This is a genomic window from Acinetobacter sp. A1 (assembly GCF_012371315.1).
In the GTDB taxonomy this organism is placed as follows: domain Bacteria; phylum Pseudomonadota; class Gammaproteobacteria; order Pseudomonadales; family Moraxellaceae; genus Acinetobacter.
Genome location: NZ_JAAZQY010000006.1, coordinates 81,304 through 107,594, shown reverse-complemented (window position 1 = coordinate 107,594; position 26,291 = coordinate 81,304). Strand labels below are relative to the sequence as shown.

Annotated in this window: 23 protein-coding genes and 2 pseudogenes; 13 read left to right on the top strand and 12 right to left on the bottom strand. The window is 41.0% G+C overall.

Annotated elements, in window-relative coordinates; translation table 11 throughout:
• The first annotated feature begins 118 nt into the window (after window positions 1–118).
• Window positions 119–2,545 carry an endopeptidase La gene (lon, locus tag HHA41_RS03990; protein WP_168417818.1) on the top strand — a complete coding sequence of 809 codons (2,427 nt, stop codon included), beginning with the start codon at window positions 119–121 and terminating at the stop codon, window positions 2,543–2,545.
• A gap of 357 nt (window positions 2,546–2,902) precedes the next feature.
• On the opposite strand, the gene HHA41_RS03985 is transcribed toward lon, so the two are convergent.
• Complete coding sequence (locus HHA41_RS03985; RefSeq protein WP_168460614.1) at window positions 2,903–3,868, bottom strand: M28 family peptidase; 966 nt, start codon at window positions 3,866–3,868, stop codon at window positions 2,903–2,905.
• A gap of 158 nt (window positions 3,869–4,026) precedes the next feature.
• On the opposite strand from HHA41_RS03985, the gene rlmH reads away from it, so the two are divergent.
• On the top strand, window positions 4,027–4,509 hold the full coding sequence (rlmH, locus tag HHA41_RS03980; protein WP_168460612.1) for a 23S rRNA (pseudouridine(1915)-N(3))-methyltransferase RlmH: 483 nt from the start codon (window positions 4,027–4,029) through the stop codon (window positions 4,507–4,509).
• 148 nt (window positions 4,510–4,657) lie between these two features.
• Window positions 4,658–5,434, top strand: a complete 777-nt coding sequence (locus tag HHA41_RS03975) for a class III extradiol ring-cleavage dioxygenase (RefSeq protein ID WP_168460611.1) — start codon at window positions 4,658–4,660, stop codon at window positions 5,432–5,434.
• A gap of 160 nt (window positions 5,435–5,594) precedes the next feature.
• Here HHA41_RS03975 and gdhA read toward each other — a convergent pair whose 3' ends face one another.
• Window positions 5,595–6,938 (bottom strand): NADP-specific glutamate dehydrogenase, encoded by a 1,344-nt coding sequence (gdhA, locus tag HHA41_RS03970; RefSeq protein WP_168417822.1) that lies wholly within the window; start codon window positions 6,936–6,938, stop codon window positions 5,595–5,597.
• Window positions 6,939–7,272: 334 nt separating this feature from the next.
• Here gdhA and HHA41_RS03965 point away from each other — a divergent pair.
• Both HHA41_RS03965 and nth read left to right on the top strand, forming a co-directional pair.
• Window positions 7,273–8,088: pseudogene (locus HHA41_RS03965) on the top strand (RnfABCDGE type electron transport complex subunit B); the annotation flags it as partial.
• Window positions 8,089–8,180: 92 nt separating this feature from the next.
• Window positions 8,181–8,849: an endonuclease III gene (gene nth / locus HHA41_RS03960; protein ID WP_168460621.1), complete on the top strand. Its 669-nt coding sequence runs from the start codon at window positions 8,181–8,183 to the stop codon at window positions 8,847–8,849.
• 104 nt (window positions 8,850–8,953) lie between these two features.
• On the opposite strand, the gene HHA41_RS03955 is transcribed toward nth, so the two are convergent.
• From HHA41_RS03955 to HHA41_RS03940, 4 genes are all read right to left on the bottom strand, one after another.
• Window positions 8,954–9,160: a hypothetical protein gene (locus HHA41_RS03955; protein WP_168417824.1), complete on the bottom strand. Its 207-nt coding sequence runs from the start codon at window positions 9,158–9,160 to the stop codon at window positions 8,954–8,956.
• A 128-nt stretch (window positions 9,161–9,288) separates the two neighbouring features.
• Entirely contained in the window at window positions 9,289–9,948 is a 660-nt protein-coding gene (adk, locus tag HHA41_RS03950) for an adenylate kinase (protein ID WP_004970717.1), read from the bottom strand.
• A gap of 81 nt (window positions 9,949–10,029) precedes the next feature.
• The gene (locus HHA41_RS03945; protein ID WP_004970719.1) at window positions 10,030–11,346 is read right to left on the bottom strand and encodes a hypothetical protein; all 1,317 of its coding nucleotides are present in this window, start codon (window positions 11,344–11,346) and stop codon (window positions 10,030–10,032) included.
• A 63-nt stretch (window positions 11,347–11,409) separates the two neighbouring features.
• Window positions 11,410–11,928, bottom strand: coding sequence for a hypothetical protein (locus HHA41_RS03940; protein ID WP_004970721.1), 519 nt, complete (start codon window positions 11,926–11,928; stop codon window positions 11,410–11,412).
• Between the two features lie 254 nt (window positions 11,929–12,182).
• Here HHA41_RS03940 and mrdA point away from each other — a divergent pair, with 254 nt between their 5' ends.
• The 4 genes from mrdA (at window position 12,183) to ykgO (ending at window position 15,887) form a co-directional block, all read left to right on the top strand.
• On the top strand, window positions 12,183–14,273 hold the full coding sequence (mrdA, locus tag HHA41_RS03935) for a penicillin-binding protein 2 (protein ID WP_168417825.1): 2,091 nt from the start codon (window positions 12,183–12,185) through the stop codon (window positions 14,271–14,273).
• A 3-nt stretch (window positions 14,274–14,276) separates the two neighbouring features.
• Window positions 14,277–14,834 (top strand): 16S rRNA (guanine(966)-N(2))-methyltransferase RsmD, encoded by a 558-nt coding sequence (gene rsmD / locus HHA41_RS03930; protein WP_168417826.1) that lies wholly within the window; start codon window positions 14,277–14,279, stop codon window positions 14,832–14,834.
• Window positions 14,835–14,943: 109 nt separating this feature from the next.
• Window positions 14,944–15,672, top strand: a complete 729-nt coding sequence (locus HHA41_RS03925) for a sulfite exporter TauE/SafE family protein (protein ID WP_019837835.1) — start codon at window positions 14,944–14,946, stop codon at window positions 15,670–15,672.
• Between the two features lie 92 nt (window positions 15,673–15,764).
• Window positions 15,765–15,887, top strand: a complete 123-nt coding sequence (gene ykgO / locus HHA41_RS03920; RefSeq protein WP_084792804.1) for a type B 50S ribosomal protein L36 — start codon at window positions 15,765–15,767, stop codon at window positions 15,885–15,887.
• A gap of 50 nt (window positions 15,888–15,937) precedes the next feature.
• On the opposite strand, the gene HHA41_RS03915 is transcribed toward ykgO, so the two are convergent.
• Window positions 15,938–16,522 carry a 1-acyl-sn-glycerol-3-phosphate acyltransferase gene (locus HHA41_RS03915; RefSeq protein ID WP_286429693.1) on the bottom strand — a complete coding sequence of 195 codons (585 nt, stop codon included), beginning with the start codon at window positions 16,520–16,522 and terminating at the stop codon, window positions 15,938–15,940.
• A gap of 384 nt (window positions 16,523–16,906) precedes the next feature.
• On the opposite strand from HHA41_RS03915, the gene HHA41_RS03910 reads away from it, so the two are divergent.
• On the top strand, window positions 16,907–17,734 hold the full coding sequence (locus tag HHA41_RS03910) for a copper resistance protein NlpE N-terminal domain-containing protein (RefSeq protein WP_168460608.1): 828 nt from the start codon (window positions 16,907–16,909) through the stop codon (window positions 17,732–17,734).
• A gap of 106 nt (window positions 17,735–17,840) precedes the next feature.
• On the opposite strand, the gene HHA41_RS03905 is transcribed toward HHA41_RS03910, so the two are convergent.
• The gene (locus tag HHA41_RS03905) at window positions 17,841–19,442 is read right to left on the bottom strand and encodes an isocitrate lyase (RefSeq protein WP_168417830.1); all 1,602 of its coding nucleotides are present in this window, start codon (window positions 19,440–19,442) and stop codon (window positions 17,841–17,843) included.
• A 647-nt stretch (window positions 19,443–20,089) separates the two neighbouring features.
• Between HHA41_RS03905 and HHA41_RS03900 the strand changes: the two genes are divergently transcribed.
• Window positions 20,090–21,079, top strand: a complete 990-nt coding sequence (locus tag HHA41_RS03900; RefSeq protein ID WP_168417831.1) for a LysR family transcriptional regulator — start codon at window positions 20,090–20,092, stop codon at window positions 21,077–21,079.
• A 128-nt stretch (window positions 21,080–21,207) separates the two neighbouring features.
• Window positions 21,208–22,536 (top strand): hemolysin family protein, encoded by a 1,329-nt coding sequence (locus HHA41_RS03895; RefSeq protein ID WP_168460606.1) that lies wholly within the window; start codon window positions 21,208–21,210, stop codon window positions 22,534–22,536.
• 78 nt (window positions 22,537–22,614) lie between these two features.
• Here HHA41_RS03895 and HHA41_RS03890 read toward each other — a convergent pair whose 3' ends face one another.
• The 4 genes and pseudogenes from HHA41_RS03890 to HHA41_RS03875 form a co-directional block, all read right to left on the bottom strand.
• Complete coding sequence (locus HHA41_RS03890; protein WP_168460605.1) at window positions 22,615–23,121, bottom strand: hypothetical protein; 507 nt, start codon at window positions 23,119–23,121, stop codon at window positions 22,615–22,617.
• 171 nt (window positions 23,122–23,292) lie between these two features.
• Window positions 23,293–24,190, bottom strand: a pseudogene (locus HHA41_RS03885) (WYL domain-containing protein).
• A gap of 166 nt (window positions 24,191–24,356) precedes the next feature.
• Entirely contained in the window at window positions 24,357–24,539 is a 183-nt protein-coding gene (locus HHA41_RS03880; protein WP_168417835.1) for a hypothetical protein, read from the bottom strand.
• A 259-nt stretch (window positions 24,540–24,798) separates the two neighbouring features.
• On the bottom strand, window positions 24,799–25,791 hold the full coding sequence (locus HHA41_RS03875) for an NAD(P)H-quinone oxidoreductase (RefSeq protein ID WP_168460604.1): 993 nt from the start codon (window positions 25,789–25,791) through the stop codon (window positions 24,799–24,801).
• 135 nt (window positions 25,792–25,926) lie between these two features.
• On the opposite strand from HHA41_RS03875, the gene HHA41_RS03870 reads away from it, so the two are divergent.
• Complete coding sequence (locus HHA41_RS03870) at window positions 25,927–26,253, top strand: thioredoxin family protein (RefSeq protein ID WP_168417878.1); 327 nt, start codon at window positions 25,927–25,929, stop codon at window positions 26,251–26,253.
• The last annotated feature ends 38 nt before the right edge of the window (window positions 26,254–26,291 follow it).

The window sequence follows — 26,291 nt, the reverse complement described above, 5'->3', positions numbered from 1 at the left end:
TAAAATCACATATTTAGCTACTTTTTAAACAATTTGTGTTGACCTGCCCTTGTATTTTAAAAAATACCCATCACTATTAAAAACATGGCAACACCGTTGTCACTCATTAGGAGTGCCCATGTCTGAAATTATTATGAATCAAGAAACCTTAGAGCCTCAGGTTCCAAGTGTATTACCGCTTTTAGCGCTACGTGATGTGGTGGTTTATCCGCACATGCAAATTGCGCTATTTGTAGGTCGTGAAAAATCGATCAATGCAGTTGATGTGGCTCGTAACAGTGACAATCTAGTATTTGTAGTTGCGCAAAAAGATTCGCTTACAGAAGAAATTGATCACGACAATTTATATCAATACGGTACTGTCGCGAAGATTGTGCAAGTTGTGAATCACGAAAATGATGAAAACTGTATCAAAGTGCTGATTGAAGGCTTATACCGCGCCAAACTCGAAAAAATTATTGATGAAGACGCGTATTTGACTGCTGAGCACAGCTTAAGCTCAATGACTGTGGCGATTGATGAAAACACTCAAGCCACTCGCCTGCAAGAACTCCGTGCCCTATTTGCGCAATATGCAGAAGCAAAATTACGCAATGCACGTGAGCTGATCGCAGCAGCCAATAAAATTGATGACTTATTACAGTTATTGTTCTTTGTTGCCACACGTGTGCCACTGAATATTGATGTGAAGCAAAAATTCCTCGAACACGATGAATTTGAAGCGCACTTAACTGAATTGATGACGTATCTCTTGCAACAGTCTGAAGAACAACAGATTGAGCAAACGTTGCATGACTCAGTGAAACGCCAGATGGAAAAAAATCAGCGTGAATACTTCTTAAACGAGAAGATGAAAGTCATTCAACGCGAACTGTCAGATATGAATGGCGGTGCAGAAGATGATGTCGCTGAGATTGAAAAACGTTTGGCTGAAGCTGACTTGCCTGAGCATGTACGTAAAAAAGCAGAAGCTGAGTTCCGTAAACTTAAAGCGATGCAACCTGCGTCTAGCGAAGCGGCAGTGGTGCGTAACTATCTAGAAGTCATTTTAGATACACCATGGAACAAAGCCAGCAAAGTCAGCATCAACCTGAACAAAGCTCAGGAAATTTTAGATGCCGATCATTACGGTCTAGATGAAGTCAAGGACCGTATTGTGGAATATCTTGCTGTGCAATCTCGCGTGAAAAAGCTCAAAGGCCCTATTCTGTGCTTGGTTGGCCCTCCAGGTGTAGGTAAAACTTCTCTGGGTGAATCGGTTGCCAAAGCAACAGGCCGTGAGTTTGTGCGTATGGCTTTGGGCGGTGTGCGTGATGAAGCTGAAATTCGTGGTCACCGTCGTACTTATATTGGTGCGATGCCAGGTAAAATTGTGCAGTCATTGACCAAAGTGGGTGTAAAAAACCCACTGTTCTTGCTCGATGAAATTGACAAAATGGCACAGGACTACCGTGGCGACCCTGCTTCTGCTTTGCTTGAAGTACTTGACCCATCACAAAACAACAAGTTTAACGATCACTACTTAGATCTGGACTTAGACTTGTCAGAAGTGATGTTCATTTGTACTGCCAACAGCATGAACATTCCTGAAGCGTTATTAGATCGTATGGAAGTTATTCGTCTGCCGGGTTATACCGAAGATGAAAAAGTGAATATTGCAGAACGCTATCTTGTACCGAAGGCCATCAAAAATAATGGCTTACGTGCTAAAGAATTGACTGTTCATGAAGAAGCGATTCGTGACATCGTGCAACGCTATACGCGTGAAGCAGGTGTGCGTAGCCTAGAACGTGAAGTGTCAAAAATTGCCCGTAAAGTGGTTAAAGAAGCGGTCAGCAAAAAAGCTAAAAACCTTGAGATTGATGTCACTTCTCAAAACTTGCCAGACTATCTTGGTCCACACAAGTTTGACTATGGCATGGCGGAAGAAGAAGCAGAAGTCGGTCGTGTAAATGGCTTGGCATGGACTTCAGTGGGTGGTGAATTACTCACCATTGAAGTCGCTACCATGAAAGGCAAAGGCAATTTCATTACCACAGGTTCATTGGGTGATGTCATGCAAGAGTCAATCAAAGCGGCTATGACCGTCGTGCGTACCCGTGCTGACAGTCTAGGCATTGAAGCGACTGTATTTGCTGAAACTGATGTTCACGTACACTTACCTGAAGGTGCAACACCAAAAGATGGCCCATCGGCAGGTTTGGCGCTGACTACAGCATTGGTATCTGCCTTCACAGGTATTCCAATTCGCCCTGACATTGCCATGACAGGTGAAACTAGCTTGCGTGGTCGTGCAATGCGCATTGGTGGCTTGAAAGAAAAACTGCTTGCAGCACACCGTGGTGGCATCAAGTTGGTCTTCATTCCTCAGGAAAACGTGCGTGACTTGTCTGAAATTCCAGACAATGTCAAAGAAGGCTTGGAAATTAAAGCTGTGAAAAGCATTGATGAAATCTTGCCTTTGGCACTGACCAGTATGCCAAAACCTTTGACTAAGGCTCCAATTGTGAAGCCTGTGGCAGCAGGTAAAGCAGCACGTCACTAAGTCAACGGCCTGCTTGAACATGAGAACTTCACAAAAGAGCACTGCGGTGCTCTTTTGTTGTTAGTGCTATTGGTTTAAAACCAAAAATTTTTCTTAATTTTTAAACATTTAAAATTTATTTCACACCATTTGCTTGAAAAATAGGCAAAGCATCCACATATATTTAAGTAAGACACATCGCGCTGTATGTTTCTTATTGTTGGGTCTGTATGGATAGACCCATTTTAAATTGATCTAGCAGCCTTAAATTATAGCTTGCTTTATGGTCTGGTCATCCATATCTCCAGGTGGATGACCTTTTAACCGCAGTCCTAGTACTATTCAGGGCTGCGTTTTTTATACACGAAGATTATCCGATCAAGGCTGTAATACTTGCTGAACCAAGCCATTCACCACAGCAGCCATTTTTTCCACATTCAGCGTTTTCACCGTGTCTGCAGCGCTATGTCGTTGCGGATTGCGATAGCTGCCTGTATCGGTAATTAAAATAGCTGGAATATCATATTTCCAATAATTTAACTGATCTGAAACATCCATGCCTTTTACAAAGCTGGGAGCCACCACACGCTCACATTGCAACTGATCCAAACGCAGCATGGCATCGCAATAAGCCAAGCTTAGATCACGCGACTGCATATTGCTGAATGCCGCAATAAAGTTGCCATGACTTGGATAAATCCACTTTAAACCAATCGGGTAATTCTGCACCAAATTGCTATCATAATAACCAATCATATCCAGCACAAAGACTGCACGAATCTTTTCTTTTTCAGCCTGTACCGATTTGGCATGTACAAAACTGCCCATCAACTCCGTTTTAAAAAATGGTGGCTCCGCCAAAGTATAAAAGACAAACTCAACATTTTGGCTCAGTTTGTTTTTTTCCTGTGCCAAAATTCGGGCTGTTTCCAGTACCCCAGCCACACCAGAAGCATTATCATTTGCGCCCTGCTGCTGTCCATACACATCGTAATGCGCACCAAAAATTGTTTTTTTAGCCGCACCTACGTTTAATTTGCACACTACATTGCGGTAAGTTTGTTGATTGACCGTATAATTCTGAAACTGACAGGGTATGCCAAATACACGCATTTGTTCACGAATCCAAGCCGACACGCGATTTAGTTCGTTTACATTTTTATGGTGTCGATACTGCTCGGAACTGCCAATGCCCTGCTGCCCAATCACCTGCTGCAGATATACAGTTAAATTCTGTGGCTCTGCTTCTGAATGTGCCGTTCCAGCAAATGCTGGAGAGATCATCCCAACCATAGCAATGCCAAGCATGCCTAAATTTAAACGCTGAACATGTAAAGCGCGCATTGTGATGATTCCATTCCAAAATAAAGCCCTGAGGATTGCTGAGTATTAAAGCAACAGCCTGTTGGCAAATTCAATTGCAAATTGTGTCGTTACACAGCGCTTGTGTTGAATCATGGTTATAATGCGAGATTCTTAATACTGACCGCTTGCACTCGCTTATGAAAATTCGAATTCTGACCATCGGACAAAAAATGCCAGCTTGGGTATTAACCGGTTTTGAAGACTATTTCAAACGCATTCAACCGTTTGTTCAGACCCAAATTATTGAACTCCCTATGGCAAAGCGAGGCAAAAATGACTCTGAAGCTGACATTTTGAAATATCGTCAAATTGAGGGCGACAGTATTTTAAATGCAATGAAAGCCAATGAAGTGTTGATTGCGTTAGAAGTCGGTGGCAAAGAATTTAGTACTGAAAAACTGGCAGATACGATGAAAGGGTGGATGCTAGAGGGTAATGATGTAGTCTTGGCAATTGGTGGCCCAGATGGTCATTCTGAAGCGGTACGTAAAGCCGCAGCTTGGCATTGGTCGCTGTCTAAACTGACCCTACCACATCCACTGGTTCGTGTAATGCTCATTGAACAGCTATACCGCGCCATGAGCATTAACCACAATCATCCTTATCATCGTGCAGGTTAAATACGATCATAATTCATCTTTGAGATACCGAAACATCTTCAATTCAAGTGACGTTGCAAAGCTGCAACATAGCGTTGAATAAAAGTACATTTCACTCATCTGCTTTTTTTGAGATGCTAGCAAGGCACAGGCTTTTAGGGATTTTGGCATGAACTTACAGACATTACCCGGTTTATTTATCTCGCATGGTTCACCCATGTTGGCACTCAATCCTGAACAGGTTGGGCCTGCGCTGCATCGTTTAAGTTCTAATTTGCCAACACCGCAGGCCATAGTCGTAATGTCTGCACACTGGGAAAGTAATTCTTTAGAAGTCAATACAGGTATTCGCCCTGAAACATGGCACGATTTCCGTGGCTTTCCTGAAGAATTATACGCCCTGCGCTACCCTGCTCCGGGCTTACCAGAACTTGCCGAAGATATTTTACAACGCCTGGCGGATGCAGGCTTTGCTGCGCATGCCAACAGCACCCGACCGCATGACCATGGGGTGTGGATGCCGTTGTTGCACATGTATCCCGATGCCAATATTCCTGTGATTGCGGTTTCGCTGCCAATAAATATGAGCGCAGAACAGATTTATCAGATTGGTCAAAGCCTTGCTCCTTTACGTGAGCAACAAATCTTGCTGATCGGCTCAGGCAGTATTACCCATAACTTACGTGAATTGTCATGGCACACGGCTGATGCAACTGTACCTGAATGGGCCTCTAGCTTCCGCAACCGTGTGGTACAGCATTTAGGCCACAGTGATTATGATGCAGTGCTCGACTGGCAGAATTTACCTTATGTTGCGCGTAATCACCCAACCCTTGAGCATTTTGCCCCTTTATTTTTTGCGATGGGTACGGGAGATCGTTTTAGTATTGTGCACAGCAGTTTTAGTATGGGCTCACTTGGCATGGACATTTACCGTTTTGATTAAGCCCTAACCTAAACAGGTGAAAAAGTATTATTTTAAATGAGCTATGTTTTGGATTTTGACGACAACTTATAGCGAGTTTTAGCAATTTGAAAATCTGAGTCCCATAAAAAACCGATGCAATCTTGCATCGGTTTTTTGAAAGTCTATTTAAGCGAATAGCTTAGAATACACCTTGAGACAGCATTGCATCGGCAACTTTTACGAAACCAGCAATGTTCGCACCGTCTACATAGTTAATAGTACCATCTTCTTGAGTACCGTATTTCACGCAGTTACGGTGAATTTCTTTCATGATTGCATGTAAGCGCTCATCAACTTCTTCAAACGTCCAACCTAAACGGATTGCGTTTTGAGACATTTCAAGACCAGAAGTTGCCACACCACCCGCATTCGATGCTTTACCTGGTGCGTATAAGATTTTCGCTTCTACGAATTTCTCAACAGCTTCTAAAGTTGAAGGCATGTTCGCACCTTCAGCCACACAGATTGTGCCATTCGCAAGTAAAGTTGCTGCATCATCACCATTCAACTCATTTTGAGTTGCACATGGTAATGCGATGTCACACTTGATCCCCCAAGGACGTTGACCTTCAAGATATTCAAAACCGTGTTTAGACGCAAATTCAGAAATACGACCACGTTTTACGTTTTTAAGTTCCATTACTTCACAAAGTAATTCTGGTGTGAAACCTTCTTTTACGTACACAGTACCGTTTGAGTCAGAAAGTGAAACGACTTTCGCGCCCAAGTACATCGCTTTGTCTGCAGCGAATTGTGCTACGTTGCCTGAACCTGAAATTGCAACGACTTTATCTTTGAAGCTATCGCCACGTGTTTTGAGCATTTCCTCAGCGAAATACACAGTACCGTAACCCGTTGCTTCTGGACGCGCCAAAGAACCACCGAAAGACAAACCTTTACCTGTGAATACACATGAAGTGTCATTGCTGAGCTTCTTCATCATACCCGCCATGTAACCTACTTCACGGCCACCCACACCAATATCACCCGCAGGGATATCTGTGTTAGAACCTAAATGACGGTATAACTCGATCATCAACGCTTGGCAGAAACGCATGATTTCGCCTTCAGACTTACCTTTAGGGTCAAAGTCTGAACCGCCTTTACCACCGCCCATTGGCAATGTAGTCAAAGCGTTTTTAAAGGTTTGTTCAAAACCTAAAAATTTTAAAATAGATAAGTTCACTGAAGGGTGGAAACGCATTCCCCCTTTAAATGGACCAATTGCTGAGTTGTACTGTACACGGAATGCACGGTTTACATGAGTTTGACCTTGGTCATCTACCCATGAAACGCGGAATTGAATCGCACGCTCAGGCTCAACCAAACGCTCAAGCAAACCATGTGCTGCATATTGAGGGTTCTTTTCAATGAATGGCCAAAGGCTAGTCATTACTTCTTCTACAGCTTGTAGAAACTCTGGTTGATGTGCATCACGTGTTTTAACGTAATCTAGGAATTCGTTAAGGCTGTTGTATTTCAACGCTTAATCCTCAGCAGAAAATGGATCAAAATTGGTCAAAATTTCAATCAATGATATATTTTGGCGCAAAATATTAAATATCTTTTGTTAACAATCTACAATAGTTTTTTTCAAAAAACTTTAAAACATTTGTATTTTCATAAATTTAACTTATTTTTTAGCGTGTTAAGCCTATAAGTTAATGTAACAAATTAATTCATAGTTTTGAGCATTTTCGCCCAAAAAGCTAGCAGTAATTGTACTGAATTTGCGCACAAGCCTAAAAGCAGAAATCGTGCTAAAATCATCGACCTAGAATTTTGACCTCGTTTTATCTTCCGTTTTCTACTGCTGTTTAGGCGGTATTGGTTTGTCCATGAATTCGCAAATTGCCCTGATCCAAAATATTGATGCGCTGCTTCCACAAACCCAATGCGGTTTATGCGGGCATCGTGATGGTTGTTTACCTTATGCCAAAGCGATCGCTGAAGGTGAAGCGGCCAATAAATGCGTACCTGGTGGACAACCTGTTGCGGATGCCTTGGCAGCTTTATTACAACGGCCTGTATTGACCGCAGAAGCCAGTGTTTGGCCTGTGCAGGCAGATGGACGCCCACAACGTATGAAAGCGCTTATACGTGAAGATGAATGCATTGGCTGCACCAAATGTATTAATGCCTGCCCTGTAGATGCAATTTTAGGTTCAGGCAAACTTATGCACAGCATTTTGACCGACTTATGTACAGGTTGTGAACTCTGCATTCCACCTTGTCCAGTCGATTGCATCGATTTAGTTGAAGATACCCAACCCTTGCTGTCTGAAAGCGCACGTGTGGCAGAACAGCATGATTTACGTCAACGCTACTACGCACACATTCAACGTGAAGAACAACGTCGTTTACACCGCAAAGGCCCTGTGGTACGTGCAGAAATTGATACAGAACTGTTTGCTCAATTTACAGCACAAGCAAATGTGGCTGTACCTGTGATTGAATTACCTGTGCAAAAAACGGAACAAATTTCCACAGCCGATGCGCAAACCACCATTGAACTTGCAAAATTACGCACACAAATTAAAAAGTTAGAAAAACAACTGAGCGTGCGTGAAGATGAGAAAAAACGTGTCATGCTTGCCAATTTACAACAACAATTACGTGAATTAGGAGCATAAACATGTCCTTAAAAAGCACGACTTTAAAAGCCAAGCCTGTTAAAGAAGCGTCAAAAAAAACGGTTACGGTCAAAGAAAAATCTTCAAAAAACATGACCAAAAAACAGATTCAGACTTTTTTTGAACGCTTGCGTGAGCAGCGCCCTACCCCAACCACTGAGCTTAATTTTTCCAATCCTTTTGAATTATTGATTGCCGTGACTTTATCGGCTCAAGCTACGGACGTCAGTGTCAATAAAGCCACTGACAAATTGTTTCCTGTTGCCAACACACCTGAAGCGATTTATGCCTTAGGTGTAGATGGCCTAAAGGAATATATTAAAACCATTGGACTATATAATTCCAAAGCAGAAAATGTCATTAAAACCTGTAAAATTCTGATCGAAAAACATGGCAGTATCGTGCCGAATAATCGAGCCGATTTAGAAGCTCTGCCCGGCGTGGGTCGTAAAACAGCCAATGTGGTACTAAATACCGCTTTTGGACAACCGACTATGGCCGTAGATACGCATATTTTCCGCTTAGGTAACCGTACAGGTTTGGCTATGGGTAAAAATGTTTTAGAAGTTGAACACCGTCTGATTAAAGTTATTCCTAAAGAATTTTTAATTGACTCGCATCATTGGCTGATTTTGCATGGCCGTTATTGTTGTATTGCCCGCAAACCTAAATGTGGGGAATGTGTGGTGTCTGATGTTTGTAATTGGCCTGATCGCTTTGAATTTGGGGCACATCGCAGTATTACAATGCACGAAATCTAGCTTGAGCAATCTCTAACTAAGCGTTTCAATAAACAGACTGTGCCAAACAACGAAGACAATGTGGATAACTGTGCAATCTATACACAATCACAGCATGAATAAATCTACTTATCTTCAGGGTCTGATGTATGAGATGACTGCTCGCTTTGTTGTTGCTTCAATTTCGGATGCAGTTGATAGTGATTGCCAGTTTTCTTCTCTGCTGAATCTTGCGCTTGCGTATTGCGCAACAATTTATAGCTCACAAAAACAAGAAAGCCTAAAACGGCAATACTTGCCAATAACATGATGATCACAGCAGCATGTTGCAAAGCACTCTCCCAAACTGAAACAAATAAAAAGAGCCCTAATATGAATCAGGACTCTTTTAAAGTCAAAACAAGCAGCCTGTTTAAACGATTTTATTTTCTTTTAAACAGACTTGGTCTAAGACCTAGACTTATTTTGCTTGGTCTAAAATAGCAAACAAATCTGCTTGAACTTCTTCAATTGGACGAAGACCATTCAATTTGTTATAGCTTGGTGCATTTTCACCAGAAGCAGCACGACCTTGATAGAAGCCAACCAATTGCTCAGTTTCTGAGTGATACGCTTTTAAACGTTTACGAATAGTTTCTTCTTGGTCATCTGGACGTTGAACCAAATCTTCGCCAGTTTCGTCATCTTTACCTTCCACTTTTGGTGGGTTGTAAACAAGGTGATAAATACGACCAGATGCAGGGTGCTGACGACGACCAGACAAACGCTGTACGATTTCTTCGTCTGCAACATCAATTTCAATCACGTGGTCGATATTGATGCCCTCGCTTTCCAAAGCTTCAGCTTGTGGAATGGTGCGAGGGAAACCATCAAAAATACAACCATTCACGCAATCTGGCTGCGCAATACGCTCTTTCACTAAGCCAATGATTAATTCATCAGATACCAAACCGCCACCGTCCATGACGCTTTTGGCTTGTAGACCTAATTCAGTACCTTCACGAATTGCAGCACGGAGCATATCACCGGTTGAAATTTGTGGGATATTGTAGCGCTTACAGATCAACTGAGCTTGTGTACCTTTACCTGCTCCAGGTGGTCCGAGTAAGATAATGCGCATAAAAAAACATCCTCATTTTAACAATGTATTTGACACTCGTTGCATATCAGAGCCATCGCCCTTTACGCAGCCAGCATCCTCTTATAAGAAAGCGACAAACAAATGTATTAAACCAGCAATAAAACCAGTTACACCACCCAAGACAATTAAAATCCACTCATCTTCCTGAAAGGCAGGACGCAAGAGATTCTGGAATTCTTTTGGCGTCAGTTCACGAATACGATCTCTGAACATTTGATAAATTTTCTGTGCACGGCTCGCATTAAAGGCAGGGTCGCATACAGGCACCATCGTAATTTCAATCGAACGATCAATCAAGTCAGTCTTGAGTTTGGCATACTCTTTTGGCCCCAAAGACAACTGTAAAGAGGTACGAACCAATGGTGTTTCCATAATTTCGTTGATGTGGCGTTTGACAATACGGCGGGTTTTGTCTTTTTTACTGCCATACATCATTTCAGTCATAATCGATTTTAACGTAATCAGATCTTCTGTGACTACCGTTGCAAACACATCCGAGACTTCTTCTTGGCGTTTCATGAACGCACCCTGAATATTATAAGTCCCAATGCGTGGAATCACTGGCTTAATCCATGGAAATTGACGATTTTCAGTCAATTTAAAGAACTGCGGATATTTCACGTAATGTGGTTCGACTGGGTTAAATACCATCCAAATCGCAATCCAGTTGGTCAAGAAGCCCCAAATTGCCGCCCAAAATGGAACCGTCCAGTGCCATGGTACAAGAAACCAAACAATCATTTGGAAAATACCAAAGAACATCCCAATCAATGCACTGATATGCCAAATAAAGTTAATTTCTTTTTGACCGACTTTTAGGAACATACGCACCATTAAGCGGCGATCACCTTCCATTTGGCTGACCACCATTTCACGCATATCCACCAAGGATTCAACATTCAAGGTCAGTTCAGTCACCAATTCACGCAGCACACCTGGCAATTGTTTATGCGCCTGTGCGTAAATACGGCGTTTAATCGAATACGGTAGGTTTTCCCAAAGCACAGCATTGCGGTCTAACATGACCTCATCAATTAAGTGCTCAAGTTCAAAACCCACTTGCTCACCAATAATACGCGCCATATCTTCAGGGTCCATAGCATTGAGAAACTCACGCAATGAACCTAATTTTGACAATGTGTTATCGGTAATGATGCCTGAAATACGCCCTGCTTTACGCGGTACAATCCCCTGCCATCCCACAGGAATAGGCCCAAGGTGAAAGCCCCAAAAGCTAATTGGATAGAACACCATTTTTAGTGCCATCCACACGTGCGCCCAAGTCACAAAAGCAGTCACAGGAATAATACTGAGCACGGCCCAAAAATCTGGACGATTCAAAAAGGTTTGCCACAACTGATTGACGTACTCAAGCATGCATTTTTTCCATATTTAGTTCTAATTACAAGATTCTAAAGTATTTTCGTTCGACTATTTTGGCTACAAACCCATACTGAGCGTATAGGAAAATTGTAGTCTAGGCTCAGTTTCCGCAATCACTCGCCCTTGTCGATCTTCCAATTTTTCACCTGCGCCAATGCCAACACTAAAGCTACTGATGCGTTCAGGGCTCAGTAATACATAAGCCAGATCAATGCCTGCACCTAAACGCGCTTTTTCTTCACCATCCACCCATTTAGATTCTAGGTGTCCTGCGTAAGCGCCAATATAATAACCATTTTTGTCTTTACCTGTGAGGTGGTATGGGTAACGAAAACCTGTTTGCCCACCGACTTCATGGTCACCATTTAAAAAAGCCCCCGCTTTTAGATAGGCAATGCCATAAGGATTGACCCATTCACCATTCAAATGCAGTAATTTTTGGGTAATACCCGCCCCTACATTCCAGGTTTTTGCGCTATCTGCGCTAATTTTTGCTTCAGGTAAAAAAGTAGTGTTCCCAGCAAAGCTAAAACTTGAAAAGGCAAGTAATGCCACGAAAGAATAGACTTTTGTCATTATTGTCACCAGTGTCCATTTGTTTTAATTTTAAAAACAGTCCTGTTTTCGTGTGTTGACTCTAGCAGAATTGTCAGGATTCTTATATACAGCAAATTACAATTTTGATGTCGCTAAAGTCAAAAATTAAGATTGCGCCCATCTTCTAGGTTAAATCGGGCAATTCAGTCAAACATGGTTACTCAAAATTGCCAATAGATGCGTTAGAATAGTCCAAATTCGTTCTCCCTCATTTTTGTTAAGCCAATTTTTGTATGAAACAACACTATCCGTTAAAAAATGCTCAGCAAGAGAAGCGTATTTTTCGCAATCGCATCTTTTTTTCGGTGGGTGTTGTGGTTTTTTTCTTGCTGCTGTTGGTGGCTCGTTATGCCTTTTTACAAATTAGCGGCTACGATGAATTTGCGACTGCATCAGATAAAAACCGAATTCGGCTACAACCACTCGCACCTGCACGTGGTTATATTTATGACCGCAATGGTGTGTTATTGGCAGATAACTACCCTGTGTTCTCAGCCACTTTAAGCCGTGCAGATGTTGAAGATATTGACGATACCATTGCGCGACTGACACCTGTTTTACAACTGACAGAAGAAGATATCGATCGCTTTAAAAGTCGGATTAAAACTTCACGTAAAACTGAACGTGTATCGATCAAGCTGAATTTAAATGAATCCGATATTGCCCGCTTTAGTGAAGTGAAGTTTCAATTCCCAGGGGTCAATATTGAAACTCAAATGACGCGTTACTACCCACATGGCGAGCTATTTGCGCATGTGATTGGTTATGTCGGGCGTATTAATGATAAAGAACTGAAAGAAATTGATAAGGATGCTTATGCAGGCACCAACCTGATTGGCAAAATTGGGGTGGAAAAATCTTATGAGCATTTGCTGCACGGAGTTCCAGGCAATGAATCTGTAGAAGCCGATGCACACGGGAATGTACTGCGCAATTTAGGACGCAAAGACCCTGTACGTGGCAATGATTTGTTTTTGTCATTGGATTATGGCTTGCAAGTGGTCGCCTCTGAACAACTGGCAGAACGCCGTGGTGCAATTGTGGCACTTGACCCACGTACAGGTGAAATTTTAGCTTTAGTCTCTAGCCCAAGTTTTAACCCCAATTTATTTGTCACAGGCATCAGTCATACTGACTACTCTGCCCTGCGTGATAATTTAGATCAGCCACTGTATAACCGTGCAGTACAAGGGGTTTATCCACCTGGTTCGACCATTAAGCCCATGTTTGGCCTTGGTGGTATTCACTATGGTTATGTCGACTGGAAAACTGCCATTCAAGATTATGGCTATTTTACTTTACCGGGTGACAGCCACCGTTTCCGTGACCATAAAAAATCTGGACATGGCATTGTCGATATGCATAAAGCCCAAGTCGTGTCCTGCGATACATATTTCTATGTACTGTCCTATCGTATGGGCATTGAAAAAATGAACGATTGGATGCGTCAGTTTGGCTTTAGTGAAAAAACTGGAGTAGACCTACCAAGTGAAAGCACAGGCTTGTATCCAAACCCTGATTGGAAAATGCGTACTCGTAAAGCCAAGTGGATGAAAGGTGAAACCATTTCCGTCAGCATTGGACAAGGCGCCTTCACTTCTACCCCTTTACAATTGGCGATGGCCACCGCCATCACCGCCAACAAAGGCTTTAAAGTTACACCACACGTACTACGTGAAAGCCGTGGTGCAAAACCTTTTAAAGTTCACAATGGCACCAACGGTAAAATTGACTTTAATGGTACTGAAGAAGACTGGATTAAAATGCGTGAAGCTATGGTTGATGTGATTCAATCAGGCACAGGTAAAGGAATCAAAAGTGGTTTGCAATATTCTGTTGCAGGCAAAACAGGCACAGCACAGGTTAAAAGTATTGCACAGGGTAAACGCTATAATGAAGCATTGTTGACAGATCGTCAGCTTGACCATGGCTTGTTTGTCGGCTTTGCCCCTGCGGAAAACCCGGAGATTGCCATTGCAATTATTCTTGAAAATGGCCGTGGTGGTTCTGCCGCAACAGCCTTGGCGCGTCCAATTTTGGATTACTGGTTACTCAATAAAGATAAAAAGCCTATTCGCCCTTCTGCTGCACAAGTCAGCGGTGGTTTAATGACAGCAGGTTTAAAACCGAGCGAATTGCCAAGCGGTGAAGTGACATCAACAGTTGTGCCATCTGCCAACCCAACCAATACAGCAACAACAGCCTCACCTGCTGCAACAACTCGCTCATCCACAAATCCGAGCGCTGTAGTTCAATCTCAGCCAGCTGTGTCAAATCCATCAGCAACATCAGCATCTCCAGCAACACCCGTAGAGAGTGATTAAATTATGAAAAATCAACTGCGTATTATTGGTGGAGAATGGAAACGTCGCCAATTGGCATTTGCCTCTATTGAAGGACTACGCCCGACCCCTGACCGTGTGCGAGAAACCTTATTTAACTGGCTGATGTGGGATGTGCAAAATAGTAAAGTTTTAGACCTTTGCGCGGGCTCAGGTGCTTTGGCCTTTGAAGCACTTTCACGTGGTGCAGCACAAGTAGTGATGATTGAGCCAAATCGTACGCAGGCTGAATTTCTACAACAGAATTTAGAGTTGTTACGTGTCACTAAAGCACAGGCGCAACTCAAAGTCAGTACAGCACAACAGGCCTTAAACTCACTAAAAGGTCAGTTTGATTTGGTCTTTTTAGACCCGCCGTATAGTCTAGATTTATGGGAAGAGTTGTCACATTTAAGTGATCCGCTCATTGCAGAAAATGCTTTGATTTATGTTGAAGCAGATCGGGATTTAAACATCTTAAAACTACCAAATAGCTGGCAAAAAATAAAAGATACCAAAGCAGGTACAGTTCGTGCAGGCTTATATAGAAAGACTACGGCTTAAATTGGGCTGAATTTATCGTTTATACCTTTCTTTCACCATGCAGATTTACTGGTATTTTTAAATGTATGAATACCACTAACGAGCCTTTAACACTTAGATGAGCATCCTTATGACTTGGTTACTGTTTATCTTAGGTGCGATCATTGCAGGTTTTATTCAAGGCTTGACTGGCTTTGCTTTTGCCTTGGTGGCAATGTCATTTTGGGTTTGGGTACTCCCACCACAATTGGCTGCGCCCTTGGTGGTGTTTGCGTCCGTGTGGAGCCATTTAATTTCACTGTATAATGAACAACCACATCAACTCAGCAAACAGCTAATTTTGCCTTATCTCATTGCAGGTTTTATTGGTGTCCCTTTGGGAACGTATTTGCTAAATGTGCTCAATGCCGAAACCTTTAAAATAATTTTAGGCTTATTTTTAGTGTTGTGGTGCCCAATTATGCTGCTTAACCCTCAAATTCCAGCCATTCAACGCTCAGGAAAAATTGCCGATAGCACTATTGGTTTTATTGGCGGTATTTTAGGCGGTTTAGGTGGATTTTGCGGTTCGGTACCTTCTGCATGGGTCATGCTAAAAAATCTTAGTAAAGAACAACAACGCTATATTCTGCGACACTTTAACTTTGCCATTCAGCTTTTTACACTGTTGGCTTATGCTATACAAGGTCACTTAGACACAACACAATTGCCCTACATGGCAGTAATTATCATCAGTGTGAGCCTGCCAGCAATTTTAGGTGCAAAATTATTTTATAAAATTTCTGAAAAGCAATTTAAACAAATTGTGCTGAGCTTGTTATTTGCTTCAGGCTGTTTTCTTTTACTCACCACTGTATAGATACAAATACCACAAGCGCAACAATTTCTGCTTTTCAAATCCGCTTAAATATGCAATATTATAACATTACAATATTGAGTGTTTTAAAACGTATGAAAGTTCGATCTTCATTAAAAAGTGCAAAGTCACGCGGTGATTGCCAAATTGTAAAACGTCGTGGCAAATTATTTGTGATCTGCAAATCTAACCCACGCTTTAAAGTAAGACAGGGCTAATGCCCTGTCTTTTCAATTGAGACATTCAATTTGAATGTTGATACCATCGCTTACTCTGAATAGTAACGTGTATCCACACTAAAGTTTTCAGGAAATTTAGCTTCAATTTGTGCATAAAATGCCATAATTTCAGCCATGTCCTTTTCATAATCATCCGTAGGAAAAATAATTTTACCTATACCTGTTTTCTTTTTTGCATAGTCCATATATGCCAAAGCAATAGGTACACCTGCATTTACAGCCACGTGATAAAACCCTGTTTTCCATTGTTCCTGACGCGCACGTGTTGCCTCTGGCGTGACCAACATGACCAATTTCGGATGGGTCTTAAATAAATCCGTCATTAGCTGCACCATACTTGGACGCGCTTCACCAGGTGCTTTAGGACGACGATCTATACCAATTCCACCCATGGCACGAACAAAAGGGCCAAAGGGTAATTTCATATAGCTGTCTTTAATGGTCAGACGAACATTAACACCTAAAGCCTTAAGCCCCAAACGTGCATACAGGGCATCCCAATTACTGGTATGCGGTGCGGCAATCATGACATATTGGTCTAATTCCAACGGACAATGATTATCAATTTCCCAACCCATTAAATTTAAGCTACGCTCAGCTAATTTTTCAAACACAACCACATACCCCAAATAAAGTGGACGAATTTTAGCAACTGCTGACCAAGATAAAAGTAGCATTTAAATAATAAATAGACAATTACTATATAAATGTACAAAAAAATGATGAATTTGAGATGAACAACCAGTTCTTCGCAAAGTTATTCAATTTATTGACTTGTTCCTTGCAAAATTAAATACCATGTCAAAATATCAAGGCATGATCATCAGCACGAAAAACCTAGACACTTTGAAAGATATAACAAGGTTCGTGAAGTCACTGCGGCATCTAACTTGTTATAAGTTGCAACAAATCTGCTGCAAAAATGTCGTGAATCTGCTTTTCAGACTAGACATGAACGTTTAAGGTGACAGCAAGACAGCTCTGAATCTCTAGCTTGTATGCTAAATCGTTATCATCTCACATTGACCACCCTCACCTTGCTGCTATCTGCCTGTGGTCAAACAGAAAAACATCAGGAAAATCAGGCGGCATTTGCACCTGAAAACCAAATTTTGCCTAAAGCTCAAGTCCTAGCTAAAACTGAAACTGCTGCGTCTAGCACAGAAACGATTGGGCAATGGACGGGGGATTTTAAAGCCCTGCTACCTTGTGAGCGCTGCGAGCAACATGTGATTCATTTACGCTTGAATGAAGATCAAAGCTTTGAACTCAATGAAGTACAACGTTTTAAGCAACGAAGCCGTGAAAATAATGTGACAGGACATATTCAGGCAGTCATTGCCAAGACTTCATCAAATCAAGAAGCATCCACTAGTACAGCAGATCAATGGTTACTGCAAACGCAGAATGGTCACACTTATGCGACCATACAATTGACTACTTATGGTTTGGAACTGCACTTACAGCAACAACAGTCACAACACGCTGCAAAAAAAGTTCTTCTACACCCTGTAGAAAATATGCAAGTTAGCAATGCCCTGAAGCATGTAAATATTCAAGCTGAACAAGTGCAAAGTGTTGCCATCAAAGAATTGAATGATCCTGTGATTGCGCACGATTATTTTTTAGCAATTCATAACCAGTCCGATCAGACACTTAAACTCAATGCCAGTGATTTGATTTTAGTAGATCAACAGTACCATGAATACGCAGCAGTGATTGAACCTGAGTTTTTATCGCCTATTCCAGCACAGCAAAAACAGTGGATTAAAGTATCTTTTCATTACCCTGCTTCTGTACAAGCAGATGTGATCAAAATTAAATAAGCAAAACTTTGATTCATTAAAATTTTATTCAAAAATAGCTTCATCACTTTTTAACAGCCATAAAAAACCCTGCTTACGCAGGGTTTTCTTTTAAACCATTCAGCGATTACGCGTTGAATTGGTTCATAGTGTTTTTAGCTTCGTCCGCAGCTTTAAGTGCGTTGTCACCAGAGAAGATTTCTTTGTGATCGTCACCGATGTCAGAACCAGCCATTGCTTGGTGTTTAACGCAAGAGATACCACCACGGATTTCTTTACGTTGTACGCCAGCAACATAAGCCAACATACCTTCAGAACCGAAGTAACCTTCTGCAAGCTCATGAGTAGAAAGCGCAGCAGTGTGGTAAGTCGGAAGTGTGATCAAGTGGTGGAACACACCTGCTTCACGAGAAGCATCTGCTTGGAATGTACGAACTTTTTCATCAGCATCAGCAGCTAATTCAGTGTTGTCGTACTCAGCGCTCATTAATTTAGCACGGTCGTAAGCAGAAACGTCTTTACCTTCAGCAACCCAACGATCGTAAGCTTGTTGACGGAAGTTTAAAGTCCAGTTGAACGATGGAGAGTTGTTATAAACAAGCTTCGCATTTGGAACAACTTCTTTCACACGGTTAACCATGTGTGCAATTTCTTCTACGTTTGGAGTCGCAGTTTCGATCCAAAGAAGGTCAGCACCGTTTTGTAAGCTAGTTACACAGTCAAGTACAACGCGGTCAATTTGAGTGCCTTCACGGAATTGATACAAGCCAGAAGCTAAACGCTTAGGACGGTGTAATTTACCATCACGCTTGATCAGAATTTCGTCTTCTTTCGCTTCAGAGATGTCAATTTCTTGAGTGTCTAAGTAGCTGATGTATTGAGAAGCGATGTCGCCTGGCTCTTTAACCACTGGGATTTTTTGAGTCAAGTCAGCGCCTTCAGAGTCAGTACGTGCAACGATGATACCGTCGTCAAGACCCATTTCTAAGAACGCATAACGTAAAGCGTGGATTTTAGCGATGAAGTCTTCGTGTGGAACAGTTACTTTACCAGCTTGGTGACCACATTGTTTAGCGTCAGAAACTTGGTTTTCGATTTGTAGTGCACAAGCACCCGCTTCGATCATTTTCTTAGCAAGTAAGTAAGTTGCTTCTTCGTTACCGAAACCAGCGTCGATGTCCGCAATGATTGGCACAACGTGAGTTTCAAAGTTGTCGATTTGTGCAGTGATTTCAGCAGCTTTAGCAGTGTCACCAGCGTCTTGTGCTTTTTTAAGTGCACGGAACAAATCGTTTAATTCTTTTGCGTCAGCTTGACGTAAGAAAGTGTAGATTTCTTCGATCAATGCAGGAACAGAAGTTTTTTCGTGCATAGATTGGTCAGGAAGAGGACCGAATTCTGAACGAAGTGCAGCAACCATCCAACCAGAAAGGTAAATATAACGGCGTTCAGTAGTACCGAAGTATTTTTTGTTCGCAATCATTTTTTGTTGCGCAACAAAACCGTGCCAGCAACCTAAAGATTGAGTGTATTTGCTTGAATCAGCATCATAAGCAGCCATATCACGACGCATAATCGCAGCTGTATATTTAGCAATGTCTAAACCAGTTTTGAAACGGTTTTGCATTTGCATACGCGCAGCATCTTCAGGACTGATGTCTGCCCAAGTGTTGCCGAATTTTGCTTTTAATTCGCGGATTGCATCAATCGCTGTTTGGTATGTAGACATGATATTTTACCCTGTAATATTATTTAGGATTTATCAATCGAAGGCTAAATCGCGCTTATGCTTGATTGCTCAGATTTAGAGCACTTCGTTACGATGAATACAGAGTAGATTGACTGAATGAATTAATCCAATATTCTCGTGTAATTCTCGGTATTTTTTAAAAAAATGTATAGATCAAAGTCTTACTCTGACAAGCTCACAAAAAACTAAACCATTGTTTTAAATTGTATTAATTTTAAAAAACCATAAATATCTTTGCTTACAAATTCATCTTTTTGAAGATAATTTATTCATTAGACTTAAGTCTTGCGTTTCTAAAAAAATACTTGCATTGGCCATTTCTGCCATTTTTTAGATAAAATTTGATGATATTCAATTCAATACAACTGCATAGATTTCACTCAAAAGCTTTGTTTTATTATCAGTTTTGCCAATGCTTATTGGCATACACGCTTTTAAAATACTGCAATTAGAAAAGTAATGCGCTTGTACACATATTTCATTCAGAAATAGTCAGGACTTTGGCTGTTTTTATTGCCATTTTTGCTGTTTATCTCGTCGTTTTTTTCATCATAATTTCTACACAAGCCATACAGCTTATGGCATAATCCCTATAATTTATTGATTTTATTTTCGGTATTTATTTTATGAATCTGGAGCGGGTTGATCTTAATCTATTAATTTATCTTGATGTCTTACTTCGTGAAAAAAATGTAACACGTGCTGCAGAACAATTAGGGGTCACCCAACCTGCCATGAGTAATATTTTACGTCGTTTACGCAATTTATTTAATGATCCCCTGCTAATTCGTTCTTCTGAAGGTATGACCCCTACCGAACGCGCGCTAGAACTACAACCGCGTATTCGTGATGCCTTGTCTGACCTTTCCATGATTCTGGAACCCCGTACCGAATTCCGCCCTTATACCTCTAATCGTGTTTTTCGGATTATGACATCCGACTATGCCGAAGCAACACTAGTACCACGTTTGGTTAAAGCGTTACGTTCTGAAGCACCCAATGTTGTACTCGACTTTCTAACGCCTAGTGATGTGTCATACCGTGACATGGAACAAGGCAAAGTTGATTTGGCGATTAACCGTTTTAATGAAATTCCGCAAAGTTTTCATCAGGTTTTAGTCTGGCGTGACAGCTTCTCTTGCTTACTCAATCACAAACACCCTGCTGCCAATAATCTCAATTTAAAAAGTTATTTAGATGCTCAGCATATTTGGGTCTCTAAAACTGGTATGGGCGTTGGCTTTGGCGTAAATCCTGAAAAACAGGCTGGTTTAGGTTGGATTGACCAAGCATTAGAGCGTATTGGCCAAAAACGTAAAATTTCGGTATTTACCCGTCATTATCAAATGCCTGCTTTACTTGCCTCTAATGTCGATTTAGTTGCTACCCTGCCAACCCGAATCGCACGCTTACAAGCCAAAAGCCAAAATTTACTCATTAAAGACCCCCCATTTTATATTCCAGAATTTGAATTGAAGATGGCATGGTGTCCGTTGCTACATCATCACCCTGCGCACCGCTGGTTACGTCAACTGATTTTATATGTGGCACGTCAGATGATTGAGGAAGAAAACCGTGAGTTTTTAATGAATAACTCTCAATTTTCAGCCTATTAATTAAAAATTCACTGAACTTATTATTTGTAAAAGCTTATACTCAAATGAGGAATATTTCGGTATTCCTCAGCATTTTTAAAAGATTCAAATTTGTAATAGATACAATAATATAATCCACAGGTGGATTCGTGAGCCTCTTCCAGAATATCGTTATTATCTTAATACTCATTGTCGGAGCTGGTTTTTTATCCCTGACCGAAATTGCACTGGCAGGTGCGCGTAAAGTTAAATTAAAAATTTTAGCCGAATCTGGCGATGAACGTGCCCAAAAAGTATTAGACCTACAAGAAAACTCGGCTGACTTTTTTGCGGCCTCTCAAATTGGCTTAAATGCTGTTGCAATTTTAGGTGGTATTTTAGGTGAAGGTGCATTTCGTCCTTATTTCTACAACCTAGTCATGCGCTTTTATCAAGGGCCTTGGGCAGAAACCATCAGTTTTGCACTTTCTTTTACCTTGGTCACGTCGCTGTTTATTTTATTTGCCGACCTGATGCCTAAACGCTTGGCCATGATTGCCCCTGAAAAAATTGCAGTGGCGGTTATTAACCCCATTCAGATTTTTATTCGGGTCTGCAAACCATTGGCATGGATGATCAATGCCATTGCCAATGTGCTGTTCCGTTTATTTAAAGTCAATACCACCCGTGAAGATAACATTACTTTTGATGATATTTCTGCTGTCATGGATGCAGGTGCGCAAGCTGGAGTTTTGCAGAAACAGGAACACCACTTTATTGAAAACGTGTTTGAACTAGAAGAGCGTAACGTGCCTTCAAGTATGACCACACGTGAAAATGTGGTGTTTTTTACCTTAAAGGAATCAGAAGCCAGTATTCGACAAAAACTTGCAGAATATCCCTATTCCAAATTTTTGGTGTGCAGTGAAAATATTGATGATGTGATTGGTTATGTGGATGCCAAAGACATTTTGGTCAGAATTCTAAACAATCAATCTTTACTGCAACTGAATGAAAGCACCATCCGTAATGTCTTGACCATTCCAGATACCCTCACGCTTTCTGAAGTACTCGATCGTTTTCGCTCCACCAAAGAAAAATTTGCGGTGGTGATTAACGAGTATGCCTTGGTTGTCGGTGTGATTACCCTGTCGGATATTATGATTACCGTGATGGGCGATTGGGTGACACCCATTGAAGAAGACCAGCAAATTATTAAACGTGACAATAACTCGTGGTTGATTGATGGCAGCACCCCAATTGAAGACATTAAACATGCGCTACAAATTGATGAAATGCCCGATGATGAAAACTATGAAACTATTGCAGGTTTTATGATGTACAAATTGCGAAAAATTCCACGACCTGCAGACTCAGTGTTATTTGATGGTTATAAATTTGAAGTGGTTGATGTCGATCATTTTAAAATTGACCAACTCTTGGTAACGCGCATTGTAGAACCTTTGGACAACGCAAATGCTGTAGCAACAGAAGAATAACTATGGGCTAAACACGATAATAAAAAAGCACTACATCTTAAATGATGTAGTGCTTTTTTATTGGGAACAATCTAAATATTAGTATTGCTTAATCAATTCATCTAATACCGCTTGATAATGAATTGCAATATCTTCAGCTAAGATTTTATAAACATTATCAAATTGCACCATCGGCCAGCCTTCTTTCCAGAATGGGAAAATATTGTGCAAATCATGGGTAACCGTTGCATCTTCACGCACAATTGCCTGTGCGATCTGTGCCAAGACTTGTGCTGTTTCAGCACCATCAATGGCTAAATAATCTATGCCACGTACTTTCAAAATACGTACACGGTCTTTTTTATAACGAATTTTTTTGGCTTGTGCATCGTTCAGTTGTAAAGCCAAACTAACCGCTTCAACAAACTTGCTTTCGAAAGACTGATTCAGTGCCACCAACGCAGCTTTATGCGCTTCCTGACGACCTGCTTTCCCACCATTACGGATAATCTCTTTTGCCTCTGTATCCAATTCATCACTTTTCATGGATTGTAAAATGTCGAGTATTTCGATATCACTTAATGATTCAGGAGATTGGTCAATCATGTACTGTCCTTAGACAAAAGAGCAAAACGCTATTTTCGCACAATTTCAGCGAAAGCTCGACAGATTCCGCTGTAATAATTTTACTGCGATAACAGTAAAGTAAAAGTACATCGAACAGATCAGCAGTAATCTTAACGCCTTACAGTCATTGCTCATCTAAAAAACCTGAGATCAACAAATATAATGGCTCAAGCCTTTGAGCAAATTCTCTTGTAAATGTGCCGGTTCAACAATTTTTAGATGTGGAATCCAATACCTCACCAAAGGATATAGCTGCATTTCATGGCGGATTTGGCATGAAATGAGCAGCTCACCACACGGTTTTTCTTGAAGAATTTGTTGTTCTGGAAACAGTCGCCGCTGTTTAAAATACAAAGCAACTTCTGCATCTACCGATAAACGGATTTCCTGTTTGTCATGCCCAAACCAAATGCCCTCTTCATCTTCCAACTGCTGCAAAATTTCAGTCTGATGCTCAAAGTCTTGGGCGATATGCGTATGATCAACCTGTTCAATACGGCTTAAACGGTAGACCCTTAAAGTGTCTTGATCAACTGCAGCCAAATACCAATTGCCGTGATGATGGATTAAACGATATGGCAACACTTCTCTTAAGCTACCTTTTATAGGCAAATGCAACCGATTTCTTTTGCTGGATAGCTTGCGTCAAAACCTTAAAATGTTCTGCGTATTGAGTGGTGTCTTCATAATGATAACCTTTGGCTGAAAACACCAAGTTTGCCCGATGATCCATTAACTCCCTTAAAAACGAGATGTCCAAAGAAGGATATAAATCACTGATGCCCGACAACTGAGCAAAGTTCTGAATATCCTGCAATTTAAAACGGCCTAAATAAGATGAATCTAAATAATAACGCTTGCTGCGCTGGTCTTGCAGCAGAGGCAAATATGCATTCAAACGGTCAAAATCACGCTCGATGGTTCGGGTACTGACCTGAAACTCTTCTGCCAACTCCTTGACACTTAATTGATGTCCTACATTTAATTTGGTTAAAATATTGGCAAGTCGATCTGCCAAATGCTCATGTGTTGAACTCACACATTTCATAACACCCTCTTTGTGCTTTTTTCTATAGCACTGTTTTTTATCACTATAACCGTATTAAAAATAATAAAGACTTTAATTTAAAATGAAAATTCAACTAAATATATAGATTAAAACGACCTCGTATTTTTAGCACCAATGAATAAAGACTGCCAATTTCTGTGAAAATTTAATATGAATTATCACGCTTATCAGCATCTAAACGTGCGTTATAACGCTCTAAATGTAGCATTGCACTATACACGCGATGTAAATCTCCTAAATTGATTTTCTTGCGAATAATGCTTTTGTGCAACCGTTTCAAAGCAGCAAAACTATGCTGAGTACTGTAAAAAGAAGGTAGAATTTTCATGATGTTGGCCCTCTGTTGTGCAATGTTAGGATGGTATGTTTTTAATCTTTATTTGTTTGGTTGGAATTAATATACATCGCATTTTCGACAGGTTGTGTCGGATGGTTCACCATTATTTTACTTTTTGGTAAATCTTAGAAAAATAGTATTAAATTTAGAAGAATCATAATGTAATTTTTATTGAAAAATCGTATCTAAATTTGTACGCATAAAAAAACTGACCCATGGTCAGTTTTTTTTGAATGATGTACGAAAAGTCTTAAAGTACTTCTACAACAACCTTACCCACATGCTCACCTGTGTCCATTTCTGCATGGGCTTGCTGAATTTGATCAAACTTAAATGTTTTGTAGATCATTGGTAAGCATTCACCTTTTTCCAATAAAGGCCATACCGTCTCTTGTAAGCCTTTGGTGATTTCTGCTTTTTCTGCCGTGTTGCGCGCACGCATGGTTGAGCCTGTAATGGTCAAACGTTTCATCATAATTTGACCCAGCTTAACCTCTTTGGCTTTTGCACCACCTAAAAATGCGATATACACCAAGCGGCCATCACGACGTAATAAGTTTAAATTACGCTCTAAATACGGCGCACCGACAATATCTAAAATAATATCAACCCCAGCATTGTCTGTAGCAGCCTGAATTTCTTGCTCAAAGTCCTGAGTTTTATAGTTAATTGCTGTAGTGAGGTGTGAAATTGCCTGTACTTTTTCATCTGAACCCACTGTCGCAAAGGTTTTTAAACCGAGAGCATTACACAGCATTAATGCTGTTGTACCAATGCCACTGGTGCCACCATGAATAAGTGCTGTTTCGCCAGCTTTGGCTTTGCCCATTTGGAATACATTTGCCCACACAGTAAAAAATGTTTCAGGAATCGCTGCAGCCTGCACAAAACTCACGCCTGCAGGAATAGTCAAAGTTTGGCTTTCTGGTACTACACAATATTCTGCATAGCCGCCGCCATTGGTTAAACCGCAAACACGATCACCCACTTTAAACTGGCTGACCTCTGCCCCTACAGCCACTACTTCACCTGCAACTTCCAAACCTGGAACAGGAGTTACCCCTTTCGGCATTGGGTACAAACCCTGACGCTGTAAAATATCTGGTCGATTCAAACCAAAAGCATGAACTTTCACTAAAACTTCATTGGCTTGCGCTGCTGGAATTGCCACGGTCTCATAGGCCAGTTTTTCTGGCCCACCTGGTTCTGTAATAATAATTTGCTGCATTGTGCTTGCGGTCATGACAAATCCCTGCTTGATTAATTGTTAAATGAATTCTGACTATTTGAACATAAAACAGTAATGCATTAAAACCCAGATCAACTTAGGTATAATTCAAATCACATGGTGTTTTCACTCATGAATAAAGGGTATGCAATGTCAGAAATTGTAGAATATAACGAAAATAATTACCGTGAATTTGAATACGAAATTGGCTTAGCGGTGATTCGTTTTTATGCACCTTGGTGTACGCCCTGCGTGCAGAATGCACCGTTTTTTATACAGCTTGCTCAGCAGTTCGATGCCTCAGTAAAATTTGGCAAAGTGAATGTAGATTTATCTTCCATTCTGACCTTACGCTATCAAGTCCTTGGTTTGCCTACTACGCTTATATTTCAAGATGGTCAAATTGTAGAGCGATTGTCTGGCAATATTTCCAATGCACAATTACAACAAAAAATTCAGGCTTATCTATCTGCCTAAAAAAGTGACCAGCGACAACATCGCGTTAAGGTCACGCT

Excerpts from the sequence above, each read along its gene's own strand:
- lon (WP_168417818.1), top strand. The coding sequence starts at position 119 with ATGTCTGAAATTATTATGAATCAAGAAACCTTAGAGCCTCAGGTTCCA.
- HHA41_RS03985 (WP_168460614.1), bottom strand. The coding sequence starts at position 3,868 with ATGCGCGCTTTACATGTTCAGCGTTTAAATTTAGGCATGCTTGGCATT.
- ykgO (WP_084792804.1), top strand. The coding sequence starts at position 15,765 with ATGAAAGTTCGATCTTCATTAAAAAGTGCAAAGTCACGCGGTGATTGC.
- HHA41_RS03890 (WP_168460605.1), bottom strand. The coding sequence starts at position 23,121 with ATGATTGACCAATCTCCTGAATCATTAAGTGATATCGAAATACTCGAC.
- nth (WP_168460621.1), top strand. The coding sequence starts at position 8,181 with ATGACCAAAAAACAGATTCAGACTTTTTTTGAACGCTTGCGTGAGCAG.
- adk (WP_004970717.1), bottom strand. The coding sequence starts at position 9,948 with ATGCGCATTATCTTACTCGGACCACCTGGAGCAGGTAAAGGTACACAA.
- HHA41_RS03905 (WP_168417830.1), bottom strand. The coding sequence starts at position 19,442 with ATGTCTACATACCAAACAGCGATTGATGCAATCCGCGAATTAAAAGCA.
- rlmH (WP_168460612.1), top strand. The coding sequence starts at position 4,027 with ATGAAAATTCGAATTCTGACCATCGGACAAAAAATGCCAGCTTGGGTA.
- HHA41_RS03870 (WP_168417878.1), top strand. The coding sequence starts at position 25,927 with ATGTCAGAAATTGTAGAATATAACGAAAATAATTACCGTGAATTTGAA.
- HHA41_RS03925 (WP_019837835.1), top strand. The coding sequence starts at position 14,944 with ATGACTTGGTTACTGTTTATCTTAGGTGCGATCATTGCAGGTTTTATT.
- HHA41_RS03875 (WP_168460604.1), bottom strand. The coding sequence starts at position 25,791 with ATGACCGCAAGCACAATGCAGCAAATTATTATTACAGAACCAGGTGGG.
- rsmD (WP_168417826.1), top strand. The coding sequence starts at position 14,277 with ATGAAAAATCAACTGCGTATTATTGGTGGAGAATGGAAACGTCGCCAA.
- HHA41_RS03940 (WP_004970721.1), bottom strand. The coding sequence starts at position 11,928 with ATGACAAAAGTCTATTCTTTCGTGGCATTACTTGCCTTTTCAAGTTTT.
- HHA41_RS03975 (WP_168460611.1), top strand. The coding sequence starts at position 4,658 with ATGAACTTACAGACATTACCCGGTTTATTTATCTCGCATGGTTCACCC.
- HHA41_RS03910 (WP_168460608.1), top strand. The coding sequence starts at position 16,907 with ATGCTAAATCGTTATCATCTCACATTGACCACCCTCACCTTGCTGCTA.
- mrdA (WP_168417825.1), top strand. The coding sequence starts at position 12,183 with ATGAAACAACACTATCCGTTAAAAAATGCTCAGCAAGAGAAGCGTATT.
- HHA41_RS03880 (WP_168417835.1), bottom strand. The coding sequence starts at position 24,539 with ATGAAAATTCTACCTTCTTTTTACAGTACTCAGCATAGTTTTGCTGCT.
- HHA41_RS03945 (WP_004970719.1), bottom strand. The coding sequence starts at position 11,346 with ATGCTTGAGTACGTCAATCAGTTGTGGCAAACCTTTTTGAATCGTCCA.
- HHA41_RS03900 (WP_168417831.1), top strand. The coding sequence starts at position 20,090 with ATGAATCTGGAGCGGGTTGATCTTAATCTATTAATTTATCTTGATGTC.